The sequence below is a fragment of the Pedobacter sp. UYP30 genome (assembly GCF_040547165.1).
Classification (GTDB): Bacteria; Bacteroidota; Bacteroidia; order Sphingobacteriales; family Sphingobacteriaceae; genus Pedobacter.
In genome coordinates this window covers 39,397-56,130 of record NZ_JBEPPD010000014.1, presented here as the reverse complement: position 1 = coordinate 56,130, position 16,734 = coordinate 39,397, and the positions used below count along the sequence as shown (strand labels likewise).

The window sequence follows — 16,734 nt, the reverse complement described above, 5'->3', positions numbered from 1 at the left end:
ACTTATAATATATCAACTCAAAATGAACGAATCAATTCAATTAATTCCCGGTAACTCGTTAATAACCGCTACCCCAGAAGAGGGAAGAATGCTGGCAGTCAAAATGTCCAGACTAATCATAAAGTTAACCCAGCCAGATGCTGAAATGCGTGATAAGCTAAGGCCGATTTACGCTTCTGATGCAACTATGCTTATCCTAATCGGTCAAAGTGTAGCCATTGAATTTGCAACTATAGCAGCTGCAAATAATTACTGGAAGTAACTATTAAAGTTTTTGCTGTATCCATAATTTGAATAAACATGTTTCCAAAAATGGTTGAATGTGCATTGCGCGCAATGCTCTATATTGCCCAAAACACACTCAATGGCGAAAAGGTAGATTTAAGAGAAATAGCAGAAGCAATAGATTCTCCCAAAGTCCAATTATCAAAAACCCTAAAAGTATTGATTAAAAAAAATCTACTTCAATGTTCAAAAGATAATTATCACGAATACTATTTAGATGAACGGTCGCTAAAAACCTCATTAGCTGATGTTGTAAAGGCAATAGACCATAATCTATTTTCACTAATTGGAGATTTTAAACTTTTACCCCTATCCCAAGAACATATTTTTTCGTTGGATAACCAGTGGCAAAATATTAGAAATGAGATGCTAAAAATGCTTGAGGACGCTAAGCTCGATTCCATGGGACATCAATTAAACAAAGAAATGTTTTACTTGAGAAGTTAATTAAAACACACTTTCGTCGCTGGTCTACTTTTACTAAATTTTTCCAAAATCGCAATAGCGCTATCAATCGAATAAAAATTTTGAACATATATCACAGATATCGAATCTGTGATATATTTTTAATTAAATTTCCGAAACCGCCACCAACTGTGTTTACTGCTGTACCCCTACACCGCGATAGATCATCAATACATTTCGGTGATACGAATATTCTTTGGTAGTTGATTGGCAGGGGATTGAACAACTAAAAGCTCATTTTGATTATTTTAAAATCCTTGTTTCCTAACTTTTTATTCTAGGCTTTGGTAATTTCTATGTTTATGGATTAATTTAGTTGAAGCGTTTGGGGACCAAATTCCTCAAAGTAAACGGAAGATTTATTCACACCAAATTGTATTAGGTCCCGATGGTGTTTCTCAATAAATGGTTTCGGGCCGCACAAGTAATAATCAGCATTTAAGTCAACTTCTACTTTCTGATGATTCAAATCTACCCATCCTTTATATGATCCGTCCTCGCTTTGGCTATCCATTTCAGCGTAAAAAATATGTTTAGTGATTGCGTTGCTATCTTCCAGTTTTTTTAAGAAACCCTCAAATGCGTGTACTTTAGAAGACTTGCAACCATGTATCCATGTTTTTTTCCTAACACTACCCTCAAATATTAAGCTCTCTAACATAGACAGAAGTGGAGTTTGACCTACGCCTCCGCTTATAAACACTACAGGTTTTTCGTTTTTAACAAGAACAAAATTTCCAGAGGGCGCAGATACCTCAATAACGTCGCCAACGACTATTTGGTTGTGTAAATGATTACTAATCATGCCTTGGATACTGGGCGAGAGCGAAGTTTCCCGCTTTACAGATATCCTATAATATTCCCCGTTCGGAGCGGTAGATATGCTGTACTGTCGTGGCTGAAAAAGATTGATTTCGCTCAGAAATAATCTGACACTAATATATTGTCCCGGTTGGTAACTAGCGACAGCTCCCCCATCTGATGGATATAGATAAAACGAACAGATTTCTGATGACTCTTGTTCTTTCCTTTTAACTAAAAATGGTTTCCATCCTGTCCATCCTCCCGGTTGAGAAACTCTCTTTCGGTAAAGCGATGCTTCATGGCCGGACATAAGATCTGCTAGTTCATAGTAGGCAGTTTCCCAAGCAGCAAGCAATTCTTTGGTTGCACCGTCTCCAACCACCTCAGCAATCGCGGCGAGCAAATGCTCCCCAATTATTAGATAGTGTTCTGGACGAATATCTAGACTGACATGCTTGTTTCCGATGCCATCAAGAACTGGCATAAGTACCGTTGGATTGTCAATATTTTCGGCGTAGGCAAGTACAGCCATTGCTAAAGCAGTCTGTTGTTTTCCGGTCTGTTGATTTCCCATGTTGAATATATTTTTCATCTCAGGATTTTGGTCGAACATCCTTTTATAAAAGTACTTGGTCAAGACTGCTCCCTGAGTTTTCAAAAAAGGCACCGTGGCCTTTACCAAAGTCCTATCTTCTTTTGTCATAATACTAAATTAAAATATATAAAAAAACTGTTAAGAAACTCTAAAATAGAGTTGTTCTAGCAGGCGGGGCAAAGATAATGCAGCGTTAATTAATAAAGGATATATTTGTCTTCTATTAATTTTGATTACATTTTATTGACATCTCCTTTGACTTTGGGCTGAGCATCCTTTATTTACCGAACTAGATTTTTATCGCAAGAGAAAATAACTGGCTGACTGGATTATCGAAGTGAAACTAGTCCGGTTCAATTTCCTTGTCAGCTTATAGAAATTTTAAACTGAAAGTGCTAATTCAAAGAGTTTCCAGAATTAGCGATTTAGAGCGTTTCAAATTGATTTGATTTAAAGATGACAGTCAAAATTGTTATTTAGAATAATTCTAAATAGATTTGTCGAATGATAGCATTTCGCTTTTTCATTAGTCTTTGTGTTTTGATACTCAGTATAATTAAGTTTGCTTTGTCGCCAAAAATCATATCAAGTTCCAATAACCATTACGCCGGCTCAGTATATCTTTTATTGTATGCACTTGAAGTTTTTCATCCCGTTTTTTCGTGCTTTATATGTGTGTCACCAATTTTAATTCAATTATCACATTATTTGACTGTGATACAAGGCTTGGAAATTCCTGCAGTTGTAATTTTCATTGAAAACACAATAAAATATGATTCTCACAGTATTTGGCACCCTCCCCAATAAATTCATATTGTAATTCAAGTAAGTTCCTTTGGTGTGTTTAATCGAAGGAGCTAGCACTAGAACACTGCTTCTTATAATAGTGCAAAAGAATATGCAACAATTAGTACTATTATGATCCTTATCAATGAAAATGATTATCTCTTCACCCAAACATATCTTTTTATATGTTTTCTTTACATCAATCATCTTGTCTTGCTTTAGCTATGGTCAAAAAGGTGGCCAACAAAAAGCATTACCAACGCAGTCAAGAACCATAGTAAACCTGCTCGATTACATTTCTCAGGATTATCAAAAAGCAGTAATAGATGGTAAAATTATTAACCCGTCCGAATATCGTGAGATGATTGATTTTACCAGCCAGTCTATTGATCTTTTCGACTCTGTTGCCGTCTATACACCAAAAATAGACAAGAGATGGTTTGATCACGAATTTGCACTTTTGTTGAAAAGTGTAAAAGAAAAAAACACTAGTAAAATAATTTCATCCAGAAGTCAAAGTATTAAAAAACAGTTTCTGTCACTAAATTTGATTGAGGTAATTCCCGAGCAATCTCCCGATATGAAACAAGGAAAGGTGCTTTTTTTGGAAAATTGCAAGTCTTGCCATGGAGCGGAAGGTAAGGCTGATGGTCTTCTTTCTGATAGGTTCAAGCCGCGACCATTGGATTTTCAAGACACTGCTCTCGTGACACAGATTTCTCCTCTGCAGATATTCAATACCACAAAATTGGGCATTAAGGGTACAGGAATGCGTTCTTTTGGTGAGCTGTCTGATAAGGAAGTTTGGGATATTGCTTTTTATGTCAAATCCCTTCCTTTTAGGAATAAAAGCGTACCGGATAGCGATAGTATAGAAGCAGTTTTTGAGAGCCTTCCGGTAAGGATTAATCTTTCAGATATAGCTCGTTTGTCAGACAATGAACTGAAAATTAAATTGAAGTCAGGTAATCAAGCTTATATAGAAGCAATCCGCCTTCATCAATCAGTCTTTAATAAAGACAGCACATTCATTGTCGCCCTAGCACATCTCAAAGAAATAATACCCTTCTACAAAAGCAACAATTTTTCGGCTGCAGAAAATAAGGCACTTTATGCATATTTAGACGGAATTGAACCGGTGGAGCAGCAATTAGCGGCAATAGACGCTGAAATTGTACCAGAATTGGAACGCAAAATGAATGCTGTTCGCGCCGCGATTAAGTCGAAAGAATCACCTGAAATTCTGGAAGATAAAATTACACAGGCAACAGCATCCATCCATAGGGCGATGGTGCTGTTGGGCAATCAGACCTATTCATTTTGGTTTACTTTTTTGGTCTCTTACTCTATCTTGCTCAGGGAAGGGATAGAAGCAGTTCTGATTATAATCACGATTATCAGTTTACTGAAATCTCTCAATGCGAAACAAGCAGTCAAATGGGTGCATGGAGGTTGGCTATTGGCAGTAGGTGTAGGTTTCTCCAGTTGGTTTTTTACAGGTTGGTTGATTTCTTTCGGGGCACAAAATCGAGAACTGATAGAAGCCTTTGGAGCATTGTTGGCAGTCACAATTCTGTTATACGTCGCATTTTGGCTTCATAGCAAAACAGAAGCACAAAAATGGAAGGAATTTATAGAGATTCGTATTAGAAAAATGCTGGATCAGCAAAAATTGTTTGGACTGGCTTTTATCTCTTTTATTGTTGTCTTTCGTGAGGCATTCGAGTCGGTGATCTTCCTTTCTTCACTGCAGTTTCAAGTAGATAACACCAGCAGGCCGGGCATCTGGATGGGCGCGTTAACTTCTATCATTATCATATTCATTCTATCTAACCTTATCTTACGTTTTTCAATTAGAATCCCCGTGAAAAAACTCTTTCAATATTCTGCAGTCATCATCATGATCTTTATCGTGGTGTTGGCAGGGCAGGGAATACATGCTTTTCAAGAAAGCGGTTGGGTGTCTGTAAATAGTGTGAGGTTAAATTTTCATTCTTCTTCATTAGGAATTTATCCCACCATAGAGACCTATGCCGCGCAAACAGTTGCTTTGACAACAATTGGTATGATATGGTATTATCAGAAATCACATGTAATCAAGGCTCATTTTATGCCGAAAAAATGATGCTTTTTTTTGAAATAAAAACTTAAATATATCTTTTGAAGCACAAATAGCAAAAAAACTAAGGTTTTAGGTAGGTTAGGATCTATTATCTAAAAATTAGAAGTTAGTGAAATTTTTCTTATGTAAATTTGAATACACTTTTTGGTATGCAATAGAAGGTTTTTTGGGAAAGAAAGAATATGCTATCAATCCAGCGATCATATTGGAAATAAAGTTTACCTCGCTCGTGGACATCGTCGGAGGCCGCTTGGAGGTGCTGCCTGACAGGAAAGATTGGGTAGTTCCAAGGAGAAAACTCTTAGGATGCATATTTATTCTTAAGGTTAGCCATAAGCTAAATCCGTTTTACAGTAGTATGCCGATCTTATCTCATTATTCCCCTGTCTTTTGATAAACTTTCGTCAAATAAGTCTGGGCAGTTAAGCAATCATACAACTGCCTGTGGAATTCGTGATCAAACTTTGCTTTTTTTCAAGATTCTCATAAACCCAATTCATCAATCAAACCGTTTTTTCTATTTTTGATAATGAGTTTTTGATAAATAGTACATAACGCGCTATATCTAAGTGAAGTCAAATTACGGTAAACTCTAGCACGCAGCGTCCGCTTTCGCCTTAAAAGAATACCTTAGAATGAATAATACCCAAACAAATCAAGGTGTTAGAAAAAAGCAACCAGCAGATAACTTTCTACTTCTTAACCAACTTAATTTGAAAAACATACGGCCATTTTTTGCCAGTTACAAATAATCTTTTTCCAGCCTTATCGTAAGCTATTCCATTTAGCACGTTATTGCCTATGGCATAGTCAGTTTTGAAATAACCATCGGGCAGCAAGCCAGATAAATCTACTTTTCCTTCTACTGCGCCAGTTTTCTCATCTACAATAAGAAAATAATTTTTGGTGTAAACGTTAACATAGATCTTGCCGTTTACTATTTCTAACTCATTGAGGTTATCAATTGGCCCGTTGTTGTCGTAAACCTCTATCCCGCCAGTTTTCTGGTAGGTATTTTTATCTAGAAAAAAAATATTATTTGATCCCTCCGTAGCTAAAATTTTGGCGCCATCAAAATACAGTCCCCAACCTTCCTTACCCACGGTATAAGGTATTGTTTGAAGTTTTTTAAAGGTAGCTTTATCGTATACAAAAGCTACTTTTGATCTATAGGTAAGCTGTAAAATTTTATTGCCAATCAACGTTATTCCTTCTCCAAAATAAATTGAATCTAATTTTGCTATCTGTACTACTTTACCAGTATTTACATCTACTCTTCGTAAGCTCGAATGTCCGGTCTCGCCAGCACTTTCATAAAAATAACCATCGTGATATTCAAGCCCTTCTGTATATGAAGAAGTATCGTGCGGTAGTGTTTTAATAATTTCGTAACCATATTCTTGCGGCACTATGTTAGAAAGCAAGATAAAGTTTGACGTTAAATCGTCTGAGTTTCCTCTAGCATATATTTTCGCGGTAAGCAAATGATTGCCCAGTTTTAAGCCATCTGTTTTTACCGAAGTAGCGGTGGTATCGTTTTTCGCTAAATAATGTACGTGATCTAACAGGTACACAACAGAATCTACCTTCTTATCGTTACCAAAAAGTATTTTAACATCTAAAGGCTTGCCAATTGCAATGCTCGAACCCATTTCTGGATTTATAAAACTACGGTAGGTCGTGGTAGTTTTATCTTTACAAGCATAGGTTATCGTAACAACCAGAACTGCAAAAATAATTGGTTTTCTAATCTTCAGGCCAAAAAGCATCTTCAATATGTTTTAAATTATACGTTTTATCTTTTTTAAACAAGATGGCAATTACATCAAATCGAATGTCGTTTTGGTGTTCCATCAACTCAATATATTCTGCAGAAGCAATTTCCATTTGCTTTTGTTTCGCTGTATCTACAAAATCCTCAGGATTCCCAAAACCATTTGAACTTCTTGTCTTTACCTCAACAAAAACCATTATTTTGTCTTTGTAAACAATCAAATCTACTTCAGCTTTACCAAACTCCCAGTTTTCATCTAAAATTTCATAGCCTTCGCGCTCAAAATAAGCCTTAGCTAATCGTTCTCCTTCTCTACCTAAATCGTTGTGTATCGCCATTACAAAATTCGGCACTAAAATACAGCTTTATATAATGCCTCTTATTTCTTTAACGTTATTTCACAATTACAGAACCTAAAAATTTCGAAATGTTCCTTTCAGCACCTTTAATTATACTATACTTCTGCATCAAAATCGCTTGATTATCACCATCGGTCTCTTCTTTTATCTCTTTAAGCACATCTTGTAACATGTTCTCTACTTTTCGCTTTTTTAGATGGTACAAACCTCCCAAAATGGTAGCTTTAAGATCCATGGTTTCATCGCGTACAAAAATATTATGTTTATGTTCCCAATTTTCGCTCAGCGAATATGGTGTACTCGAAAGCGTAATGGCCAAATCGGCTATTTCTGCATCCTCGTGTTTGATGAAAAAATTGAGTTTAGGCAACCGTCCGTTGTCAACTTCGCTGCCGTAAATTTGTATAATTTTAGCGCAGACCTTATTGCTAAATGTAACGTCGTTTAAATTTTGTATAACAAAGGAACCGATGTATAAATCGTCTATATTATCCCAGTTTACAAATTCATTACCGTAAGTAACCAATAACCGCACTACCTCTCTTTCTTGGTAATCGTCGTTAATTGGCTCAGTTTCTTGGGGAGGAAGAAAAGTAGCTCCGGGATCATAATCTGGAGGATAATCATCTGGCCGCGGCTGACTGGACGTATTACCCTTAAAATTTTTCTTTAAGTTAACGGCGCGAATTTTATTTAACTCAGAGAGCAGCACACGTTCCTCTATCTCCAGCAGATTGCTACACTCACGCACAAAAACAGAAGCTTTAATCTCGTCTGGAATTTTGGCGATGCTTTCTACAATATCTCTAATAACATCTGCCCGCTTAATAGGATCTTTTCCAGCCTCTTTTAATAACGTGCGTGCTTTAAAAAGAATAAAGTCATCTCTATTTTGCTCTATGTAAGCTTTAAATGCCGAGGCACCTACATGGTGCATGTAAGAATCGGGATCATGACCCTCTGGAAAAGACACGATTTTTACGTTTAGGCCTTCCTCCAAAATCATATCTAGGCCACGCAACGAAGCTTTAATACCCGCGGCATCACCATCAAACAACATGGTTACATTTTTGGTAAAGCGCCCAATTAACCCAATTTGTTTTATAGTTAAAGAGGTACCAGACGATGCAACCACGTTTTCTATACCCGCCTGATGCACGGAAAGCACATCTGCATAACCCTCTACCAAATAACAATTGTCTTCTGTTCTAATGGCTTTTTTCGCATGGAATAATCCATACAGCACATTAGATTTATGATAAATATCGCTCTCAACAGAGTTTACATATTTCGGAACTTTCTTATCGGTTTTTAACGTTCTGCCACCAAAACCAATTACCCTACCTGTAAAATTGTGGATGGGAAAAATAACTCGGCCTCTAAAACGATCGTAAATTTTGCCGCTATCGTTTTTAATGGATAAACCCGTTTGTTCTAAAAAGGCTAATTTATGTCCAGCGGCTGTTGCGCTAGTAGTTAGGGCATCCCAACTATCTGGCGAATAACCGATCTCGAATTTTTTTAGAATGTCTTCTCTAAAACCACGTTCCTTAAAATAGCTTAATCCAATGCCTTGCCCCTCTTCTGTTTTCCACAATTGCTCTACAAAATAAGTTGCAGCAAATTGAGAAACGATATACAAACTCTCTCTTGCATTCTGCGCCTCAGTATCTTCTAGCGTAAATTCTGTTTCTTCTACTTCAATGTTATACTTGGTAGCCAAAAACTTTAAGGCTTCTGGGTAAGAGTATTTTTCGTGCTCCATCACAAAGCTAACTGCATCGCCACCAATGCCACAGCCAAAGCATTTAAAAATACCTTTGCTTATAGAAACGTGAAAAGAAGGAGTTTTTTCGCCATGAAATGGGCAATTGCCTACCAAACTCGTTCCGCGTTTTCTTAGCTGTACAAAATCGCCAACCACCTCGTCTATGCGGGCGGCATCGGTAATTTTATCTATGGTTTCGCGGTTTATCATTTTGGGTGAAGTATGTTACAAACGTTTAGAACTACAGAAATATTTTATTGAGCTTTTGCGTTTATTACTTGGCGATTTATGGGGTCGATTTATTAAACTTTTTAAAATCTAAATCCTGAAAATCGAAGCTAAAATCCGTTAAGGGCGAAATCGCCTCCATTTTAAAACCGTCTGCTTTTGCATCGGTATCTAATGTAAAATTCACAAAAGCATCGGCATCAAGGCTTCTATCATACCATTTAACAATAAAAGTGTTACCCTTGTAAAAAGTCATATCACCTCTCAATTTCGGAGCATTCTTAGCGGCAAAATGCATTTTCCCGTTTACGTTGCTAATGGTTACATCGCCAAACCAGCTGTCTTTATATGTTCCGTAATAGTTGTTTTCTTTAGGCTTCGCCTGATTATTGTTTTTCTGCTCGACGGCAATATCATTCCAAATTTTCTTCACTACAGCATCTGCTTCTTTCTCTCTCGCCAACCTGCCATCATTATACTGTTTAATTCTGTTTTGATTTTTTATCCCAAAATAGCCGTCTTTAATGGTGTTGGTGATCGCCGTAAATGCAGCACCAGATTGCTGGTTGGTCAATACGATAATCCCCAATTTAAGCTCGGGTAAAATGGTAATTTGGGTTACAATGCCAGACAGACCGCCGGTATGTGTCGCTTGAAAATAACCATCAACATCACTTAAAAACCAACCAAAACCATAAGCTGTAAAGTGGGTTTTGTATGGGGAACCACCACGAATAATTGTTTGAGGAGACCAGAGTTCGTTCGCCACGGCAGGAGAAAACAATCGCTTGTTTAGGTTATCACCATATTTGCCTCCATTTATCATGGCCATTACCCATTTGCTCATATCCACCACGTTAGAGTAAATGCCTCCGGCAGAGTTGGCAACTTCTCCAAAACTTAATCCTACCGGGATAAGCTTTCCGTTGTAAGGCGCATGACCGTCGATTACGTTGCTTCTGTCTTTTAACCTATACCAAGAGGCGGCGGTTTTGCTCATACCAAGCGGCTGAATAATTCTTGTTTCGATAAAATCCTCGTAGGGCATTTTGGCTACCCGAGTTACAATATCTCCAGCAACAATGTACATCAGGTTATCGTAATCGAACTTTGTACGAAAAGACGAAACAGGCTTTAAAAAACGCAAATTGTGGATCAATTGGGCTTTTGTTACAGTAGATGAATCAGGCCAGATCATTAAATCGCCAGCGCCGAGGCCAAGTCCACTTCTATGCGTTAGCAAATCTCTAATCGTAAATTCGCTGGTTACATACGGATCGTACATTTTAAACTCCGGAATAATGTCTGTAACCTTGGTATCCCAAGTAATTTTATGCTCATCTACCAACATGCCTAAGGCCGCAGCTGTAAAGGCTTTTGTGTTAGACGCAACCCCAAACAAGGTATTTTCGTCGACAGGTTTATTGGTTTTGATAGACCTTACGCCATAGCCTTTGGCATGAATTAACTTGCCATCTTTAACTATTGCCACCGCAATGCCCGGCACGTCAAATGTTTTTAAGGTTTTCTCTACCACACTATCTATTTGGGTAGAAGTTAATACCTGTGCATAAGAGCATAAACTCCAAACAAATAAAAGAGAAAAGAATAGAGATTTTAATAGAATTTTTGACTTCATTTTAAATTTGAAATGGAACTTACTTCATCGTTGGCAATTTACTGAAAAAATCAATTGAACTAAAAATGAAAGCAACTAAAATAGTTACTAAAAGAATATGTACAAATATTTTAATTTTCTTAGGTTTAAATATAAAATTAAGCAATAATAAAATTAAGCCTGAGAAAATAAATACGAACAAGATAACAGAAAGCCTGATTAACATATATTTAAAAACACCCATCTCGTTAAATTCTGCTCTGTATTGTTCCCCCCCAGCCCCCATGAAGGGATAAGAAAAAACAAATACTATCACGCCACTTACCAGCAGTAACAATAAAAAGAGCAGTATAAACAATACTGACTTTAGGTTAGGTTTTTTCATGATTTAGTCTGTTTATTATAACTCGATCTTTATCCCATTTATCAAACTGAATTTTGTATTAAACTTGGTTTTTTCGGGCTTCTGTTTCCAAATAACTCTTCCCTTTTCATTTATAAAGGTAGATCCAAGTAATAAATACAACATCTGCAAGATTGTTTATTTATTCGGCGAAAACTTCTTTTGGTGTCTTAAACCCAAATCGTTTCTTTGGTCTGTTGTTTAAAATATTTGTTACTTGTTCTGTTTGTAATTGTTTAGTGAAAAAAATATTTAAGGGGGTTTCATTTATTAATTTATCGAACTCCCCATCTGTACCTAGTTAGAGAAAATTAGACACAAAGGATAGCGGAATACTTACTATAAAAAGACAGAATCTTAATGTTGGATAAATAATTTCTCTAAGCGTTTTGTCTGAAAACATTGTTTAACAATAGTAGTAAGTTGGGTTAATAATTACTAGAAATAAAAGAACATGTTCTCATGACCGAAAAAACCGCTAAAATAGCAAACAATAAAAAGAGAGTTTTTATAGTTAGCTTTCTTTTACAAATTTTGCTTAAAAGGAATAAAATAGCAGCTGTTAAAAGAAAAATTCCTAACATTATAAAATGGAAAAGCCCATTTTCGACAAGCATCTGATGGTAAGTTTCTCTAAAACCAAAGAAGGGAGTTATAAATAAATTTAAGCCTAAAATACTTAAAAAAAACACTATAGTTCTTAAAACTGGATATATTATTCCTTGAAGCATTTTATCTGAAAACATTGTTTAAATGAGCCTTTGCTTTTAACAGAACTAAATAAGAGATAATATCAAAATAAACAAATGAATAGAAATCATCCAGATGCAAGTTTTGGTAGTTAGTTTGACTTTACATAAATGAGAGATGAGAAATAAGAGGAATATAGTTATAATGTTAATAAAGATAGAAATTATAAGTTTAGGCAACAAGTTACCTGAATATTTAACCCCGCCCTTTTCACTATAGATAGCGCCTATTGAAGCATTTAATACAAAAAACAAAAAAATTGAGCTAAACAAAAATAATAAAAATTTTAGCACAGGATATACTATTTCTCGGAGCGTTTTATCTGAAAACATAAGATTAACGATAGTAATGCTGTGTTTTATAATTGTATTGATTGTACTTGGCATTCTCGTCATTCATATATTCCTTATAGTTTAACTTTATACCGTTATACCAAGCGAAAACAGTATGATTTGGTGTTGATGCCGCTATCTGTTCCTGCCAGCTATAGCCGTAATCCTTACCCGTTCTGAGCATTAAAGTTTTTAGATCTGTTAAATCTGTCCACACACCTTCGCCTTTAGTAGAGCCGTGAGCATATTTTAGGTCATCCTTGAAATGATTCCACTCTTCTTTCAATGATTTATACTTTTCAGTATATCCCCAATTTTTATAAACAATTGCACTTCTTTCGATTCCGCTATGGATCGCATTATTGTTTGTTGCCCAATCTCCTCCATATTTACCCGTATAGCCTAATTGGTAGGCTTTGATGCCTTTTGGACTGTCGAACGATGCACTGTCAAATGAGGATAAATAAACTATAAAATTAACTTTCCAACCCTTTTCTTTTAACAATTTAGCTAAACCTGCAGCATAGGCACAGCCTTCGCTGTGGCCTACAAGATAAAAGGCATCTTTGCCTTTGTCCATGCCCAAAGTTAAACTAGCTAGTCTTTTTTTATTAATCTCTGCAGCTAATATTTTATTGCGAAGGCCAGAAGTTTCCGGCAGGCCATAGCCATATTTATCGCTTATTCTTTTATACATTTTTCCTGCCCATTCATAGGTTGCGTAATCATTATAGCCACGCTCTACCCTACTGCCCCCACTATCATCCAGAACGATTAAGCTTGATGCATCTAAACAGATACATGTTTGATTTATATTTCCATTTAAACCAAAAAAATGCTGCGCAGCTCGGGCAAATCCATTAAAATCTCCTCCATTCCAATATGCTTTATTAGGTTTACTCGAACCAATAAATTCTCTCCCAATCCATGTATCCTGCCAATAGCCATTTACGAAAATAATCTTTCCTTTATTTACCATGGTTTATAAATCAATCTGGCCAATCATTATTATGATCTACCCCATTTATCTTAATACTTTTAGCCGATATAACAATGGAGGTTACCATGCTAGATGAGCCAATAGCACTAAAGTTGGTATGGTATTCCACACAATAAGCATCGGTAAAGGTTATTCTTTGAAAGGTACTTTCTTGGTCAATCTTAAAGAAGGTAATCATCCCTGTTCTTCTTTTAAAACTATCGGCCATCCATTTTAACAGAAAGTCATCTGGCGGGGTAGTAAGTTGTACAAAAATATTCCCACCAAGCGACGGAGAACTTGGACGCCCTTTTCCATCTGTTTCTTGATGAAAAGAATAGTTGCATTGTAGCACCTCAAACCCTTTTGTTGGATTATCCGCGAAGCTGAGTTTTGCATTAAATGATGACATAATTTAGAAAATTTAAGAAACGATACCATAAATATAGCATTATTTTTTCGACATTATGTCTTTGCCCTGCCATGAATTAATTATGTAGTCGCCAACTCTGCTACCATTTTTTCTGTCCTACATCCAACTATTAATTCATTCCCAATTGTAGAGATAGGCTCTGAAAATTCTCTAAAAATCGAATATCAACAGCTAAAGGTACTAAAACTTTTAAATGGACTAAAAGTCTATTTGCTCTTTTCTAGTTTATAATCTTTGTGCAACACAAGAAAGCTTGCACGTTCTTCCTTTTTAAAGGGAACGTTCCAATTGCCTTGGTAGCTTATTTTTGTTGGAAGCTTAGCTCCTTCAAAATAACTCATTTCTATGTTCATCTGCACATCAAAATCGAAAAGAAGATTGCTGTATTTCATATCGACATAACGGCCCAAAATATTAAAATTGCGCTTATCAAAAATAGTTACAAGCTTCTTTATCATCACTTTATCTTTGCTAAAGCTACTCAAATCGGGTTTTACCACTACCGTAAACCTATAAACTGGAATAGAATCTAAATAAGTACCGCTGCTAAAGCTATAATCGTAATATTGCCTCATGTTGGCAGAGAAAATTTCTGTTTTGTTGCCTATAAACGGAATTCCCTTAATTGGCCTTCCGGGATTAAAAACCAGCGTTTTCAGCTTGTCTTTATAGCTTTCGTTTTTTCCTCCATTTGAGCCATCGCTCGCCGATCCATCATTAATGAAGTCGCTATTATAGGAGTTCATAAAAATGTAGTCGAACATTTCTACCGTGTAGAGCTGAAACTTTCCGTTGCGCTTGTAAATATCCCCCTTATCAACCTTTGCCAGGTATTCCATTTTATACTTTCCATGATTATCGTGCTTAATTTTTCGATACATGCTGCCGTTTACCTTATCATGCTTATCATAAGTATAAACACTATTCTCTGCAACAAAACTGTAACGCTTCATGTCTCTAAACGACTGATAAAAGGAAGTATCGTTTATAATTTTTCGTATAAACAATTCTACGTTAAGTTTCTCTGCCTTAATGTTTACCACAGAATCTAACGTGATGGTTTTTATGGTATCTGGATTGAAACGAGGAATCTCTTGGGCGGCGGCTGAAAAGACTATAAGGCTGAAACCTAATGATAAAATTAATTTATTCATGCTGAATTATATGGGCAAAAACAATGCCCGAAAAGATGTTGGTGGGTAAAGAAATGGCCTAGATAAACGAATGAGCATAAATCTCTGTCCTATTAGGGTTAATGATTGCTGCTAATTACCCAATTGTTTTACCGCAATGTAAGCCATTAATCCCGTAGATATTTTAAGCGCATCTTCATCAATATCAAAATTTGAAGTATGTACGGAGTTGGTGGTATTCTTGGCTTTATTGCCCGTGCCCAATCTATAAAAACAGGCATCGGCAGCTTGAGAGAAATATGCAAAGTCTTCTGCTGCCATCCAAATATCCAAATCTTCTACTTTATCGGCTCCTAAAAACTCCTCTGCATATTGCCTAGCGCTGTTGCTTAGTTTCTCCTCATTAATCAAAAATGGATATCCCTTTCTAATTTCGAAATCGCAATGGCCGCCCATGCTTTCTGCCATTCCCTCCGCCATTTTCTTCATGCGTTTGTGGGCTTCTGCCCGCCAATCTTCGTCTAAAGTTCTAAAAGTACCTTCTATCTTTACCTCGTTCGGGATAATATTTGTTGCACCATTCGCAATCACTTTTCCAAAAGAAAGAACAGACGGTAAACGTGGGTCGGCAATTCTACTTACAATTTGTTGTAAAGCTATGATGATGTGGGAAGCGATCACCACCGGATCTATATTTTGTTGTGGCTGCGCACCATGGCCGCCTTTCCCGGTAACTGTTACATAAAGCTCATCAGTAGAAGCCATGTAAACACCCGACCTAAATCCAACTTTTCCGGCTTCTATAAAAGGCATTACATGCTGACCAATAATGGCTTGAGGCTTAGGATTTTCTAAAACGCCTTCCTTAATCATAATGCTTGCGCCACCAGGAAGCAACTCTTCTCCGGGTTGAAAAATCAACTTAATTGTTCCTCCAAAATCGGCCTTCAGCTCATTTAAAATTCGGGCGGTACCAAGCAATGACGAGCTATGCACATCGTGCCCACAGGCGTGCATTACTCCCTCGTTTTTGGATTTATATTCCTTGTCGTTGCTCTCTAAAATAGGCAGAGCATCCATATCTGCACGCAAAGCTATCACTTTATCAGAAGGCTTATTACCTTTTATAATGCCCACTACGCCAGTATTTGCGCAGTCGGTAAATGGAATGCCCCAAGAAGTTAACTTTTCTTTGATGTAGGCAGAAGTTTCAAATTCTTTAAAAGAGAGCTCTGGATTGGCATGTATATGTCTGCGATAACCAACCACATCTGTAAAAATAGTGTTGGCAAGCGTTGTAATTTTATCTTTAATCATTATTTGGAACTTCTAAGGTTGGGGCGTTAATCTTTTCTCTAAAAATAAACAATGTAGGGAATGAAGGTCTAATTTCGCTCATCAATTGCTGTGCTTCTAGGCGCGATCTAAAATCGCCAACACGTAAATAATAATTTGGCGCTTTATAGATAATGTACGTATTTATACCAGGGTTTTCAGCTCTAAAAGTGTTTTGTTGGTTAAAAACTTCTCGCCTATCCGACCCATAATATATCTGCACTCGATAGCCGTAAGCAGACACAATGGGTTTCCCAACGCCAATCGGACTGTCTACAGTTTTATATACCTCCATCCGCTTTGCGATAAGGCTATCGATCATTGGATCTTTGATAACAGTAACCTTGCCTTTTTGCGCAAAACAAAAACTGGTTGCAAAAATCAACACGGAAATAGAAAGTATTGTCTTCATAGTAAGTTTGGGCCGCGCGGTAAAAAGCCACGGTTAATTTCTTTCTGCAAAATTGAGCATTATTGCTGGGCATTGCAAACAGTAGTTTTTAAAAACTATAAGTGCCACTCAACTTTAGGCTTTTACCTTGAAAAAAGATGCTTTATATTATCT

The 16,734-nt window shown here is 36.6% G+C and carries 15 protein-coding genes; 3 read left to right on the top strand and 12 right to left on the bottom strand.

Annotation, left to right across the window (positions count from 1 at the left end):
• Positions 1-22: 22 nt before the first annotated feature.
• Both ABIB40_RS14955 and ABIB40_RS14950 read left to right on the top strand, forming a co-directional pair.
• Positions 23-262 carry a hexameric tyrosine-coordinated heme protein gene (locus ABIB40_RS14955; RefSeq protein WP_354360192.1) on the top strand — a complete coding sequence of 80 codons (240 nt, stop codon included), beginning with the start codon at positions 23-25 and terminating at the stop codon, positions 260-262.
• Between the two features lie 50 nt (positions 263-312).
• A complete protein-coding gene (locus ABIB40_RS14950; RefSeq protein WP_354360191.1) occupies positions 313-732 on the top strand; it encodes an Rrf2 family transcriptional regulator in 420 nt (139 codons plus the stop codon).
• 325 nt (positions 733-1,057) lie between these two features.
• Here the strand turns inward: ABIB40_RS14950 and hmpA are convergent, their stop codons facing one another.
• The gene (hmpA, locus tag ABIB40_RS14945; protein ID WP_354360190.1) at positions 1,058-2,257 is read right to left on the bottom strand and encodes an NO-inducible flavohemoprotein; all 1,200 of its coding nucleotides are present in this window, start codon (positions 2,255-2,257) and stop codon (positions 1,058-1,060) included.
• A gap of 823 nt (positions 2,258-3,080) precedes the next feature.
• Here hmpA and ABIB40_RS14940 point away from each other — a divergent pair.
• On the top strand, positions 3,081-5,060 hold the full coding sequence (locus tag ABIB40_RS14940; RefSeq protein WP_354360189.1) for an FTR1 family protein: 1,980 nt from the start codon (positions 3,081-3,083) through the stop codon (positions 5,058-5,060).
• A gap of 689 nt (positions 5,061-5,749) precedes the next feature.
• On the opposite strand, the gene ABIB40_RS14935 is transcribed toward ABIB40_RS14940, so the two are convergent.
• The 11 genes from ABIB40_RS14935 to ABIB40_RS14885 all read right to left on the bottom strand — a co-directional run bounded on the left by ABIB40_RS14935 (position 5,750) and on the right by ABIB40_RS14885 (position 16,581).
• On the bottom strand, positions 5,750-6,826 hold the full coding sequence (locus ABIB40_RS14935) for a glutaminyl-peptide cyclotransferase (RefSeq protein WP_354360188.1): 1,077 nt from the start codon (positions 6,824-6,826) through the stop codon (positions 5,750-5,752).
• Positions 6,804-7,184 carry a YraN family protein gene (locus ABIB40_RS14930; protein WP_354360187.1) on the bottom strand — a complete coding sequence of 127 codons (381 nt, stop codon included), beginning with the start codon at positions 7,182-7,184 and terminating at the stop codon, positions 6,804-6,806. Before ABIB40_RS14930 ends, ABIB40_RS14935 begins: the two co-directional genes overlap by 23 nt.
• Positions 7,185-7,224: 40 nt before the next feature.
• Positions 7,225-9,168 (bottom strand): DNA primase, encoded by a 1,944-nt coding sequence (gene dnaG / locus ABIB40_RS14925; protein ID WP_354360186.1) that lies wholly within the window; start codon positions 9,166-9,168, stop codon positions 7,225-7,227.
• Between the two features lie 76 nt (positions 9,169-9,244).
• Complete coding sequence (locus tag ABIB40_RS14920) at positions 9,245-10,825, bottom strand: serine hydrolase (protein WP_354360185.1); 1,581 nt, start codon at positions 10,823-10,825, stop codon at positions 9,245-9,247.
• Positions 10,826-10,844: 19 nt separating this feature from the next.
• On the bottom strand, positions 10,845-11,189 hold the full coding sequence (locus ABIB40_RS14915; RefSeq protein ID WP_354360184.1) for a hypothetical protein: 345 nt from the start codon (positions 11,187-11,189) through the stop codon (positions 10,845-10,847).
• Between the two features lie 446 nt (positions 11,190-11,635).
• Positions 11,636-11,953 carry a hypothetical protein gene (locus ABIB40_RS14910; RefSeq protein ID WP_354360183.1) on the bottom strand — a complete coding sequence of 106 codons (318 nt, stop codon included), beginning with the start codon at positions 11,951-11,953 and terminating at the stop codon, positions 11,636-11,638.
• A 340-nt stretch (positions 11,954-12,293) separates the two neighbouring features.
• Positions 12,294-13,268: a hypothetical protein gene (locus tag ABIB40_RS14905; protein WP_354360182.1), complete on the bottom strand. Its 975-nt coding sequence runs from the start codon at positions 13,266-13,268 to the stop codon at positions 12,294-12,296.
• Between the two features lie 10 nt (positions 13,269-13,278).
• Positions 13,279-13,680 carry a type VI secretion system tube protein TssD gene (gene tssD / locus ABIB40_RS14900; RefSeq protein ID WP_354360181.1) on the bottom strand — a complete coding sequence of 134 codons (402 nt, stop codon included), beginning with the start codon at positions 13,678-13,680 and terminating at the stop codon, positions 13,279-13,281.
• A gap of 227 nt (positions 13,681-13,907) precedes the next feature.
• Positions 13,908-14,855 (bottom strand): hypothetical protein, encoded by a 948-nt coding sequence (locus ABIB40_RS14895; protein ID WP_354360180.1) that lies wholly within the window; start codon positions 14,853-14,855, stop codon positions 13,908-13,910.
• Positions 14,856-14,966: 111 nt separating this feature from the next.
• A complete protein-coding gene (locus tag ABIB40_RS14890; protein WP_354360179.1) occupies positions 14,967-16,151 on the bottom strand; it encodes a M20 metallopeptidase family protein in 1,185 nt (394 codons plus the stop codon).
• The gene (locus tag ABIB40_RS14885) at positions 16,144-16,581 is read right to left on the bottom strand and encodes an SPOR domain-containing protein (RefSeq protein ID WP_354360178.1); all 438 of its coding nucleotides are present in this window, start codon (positions 16,579-16,581) and stop codon (positions 16,144-16,146) included. The genes ABIB40_RS14890 and ABIB40_RS14885 overlap by 8 nt, the downstream gene beginning before the upstream one ends.
• Between the last annotated feature and the right edge of the window lie 153 nt (positions 16,582-16,734).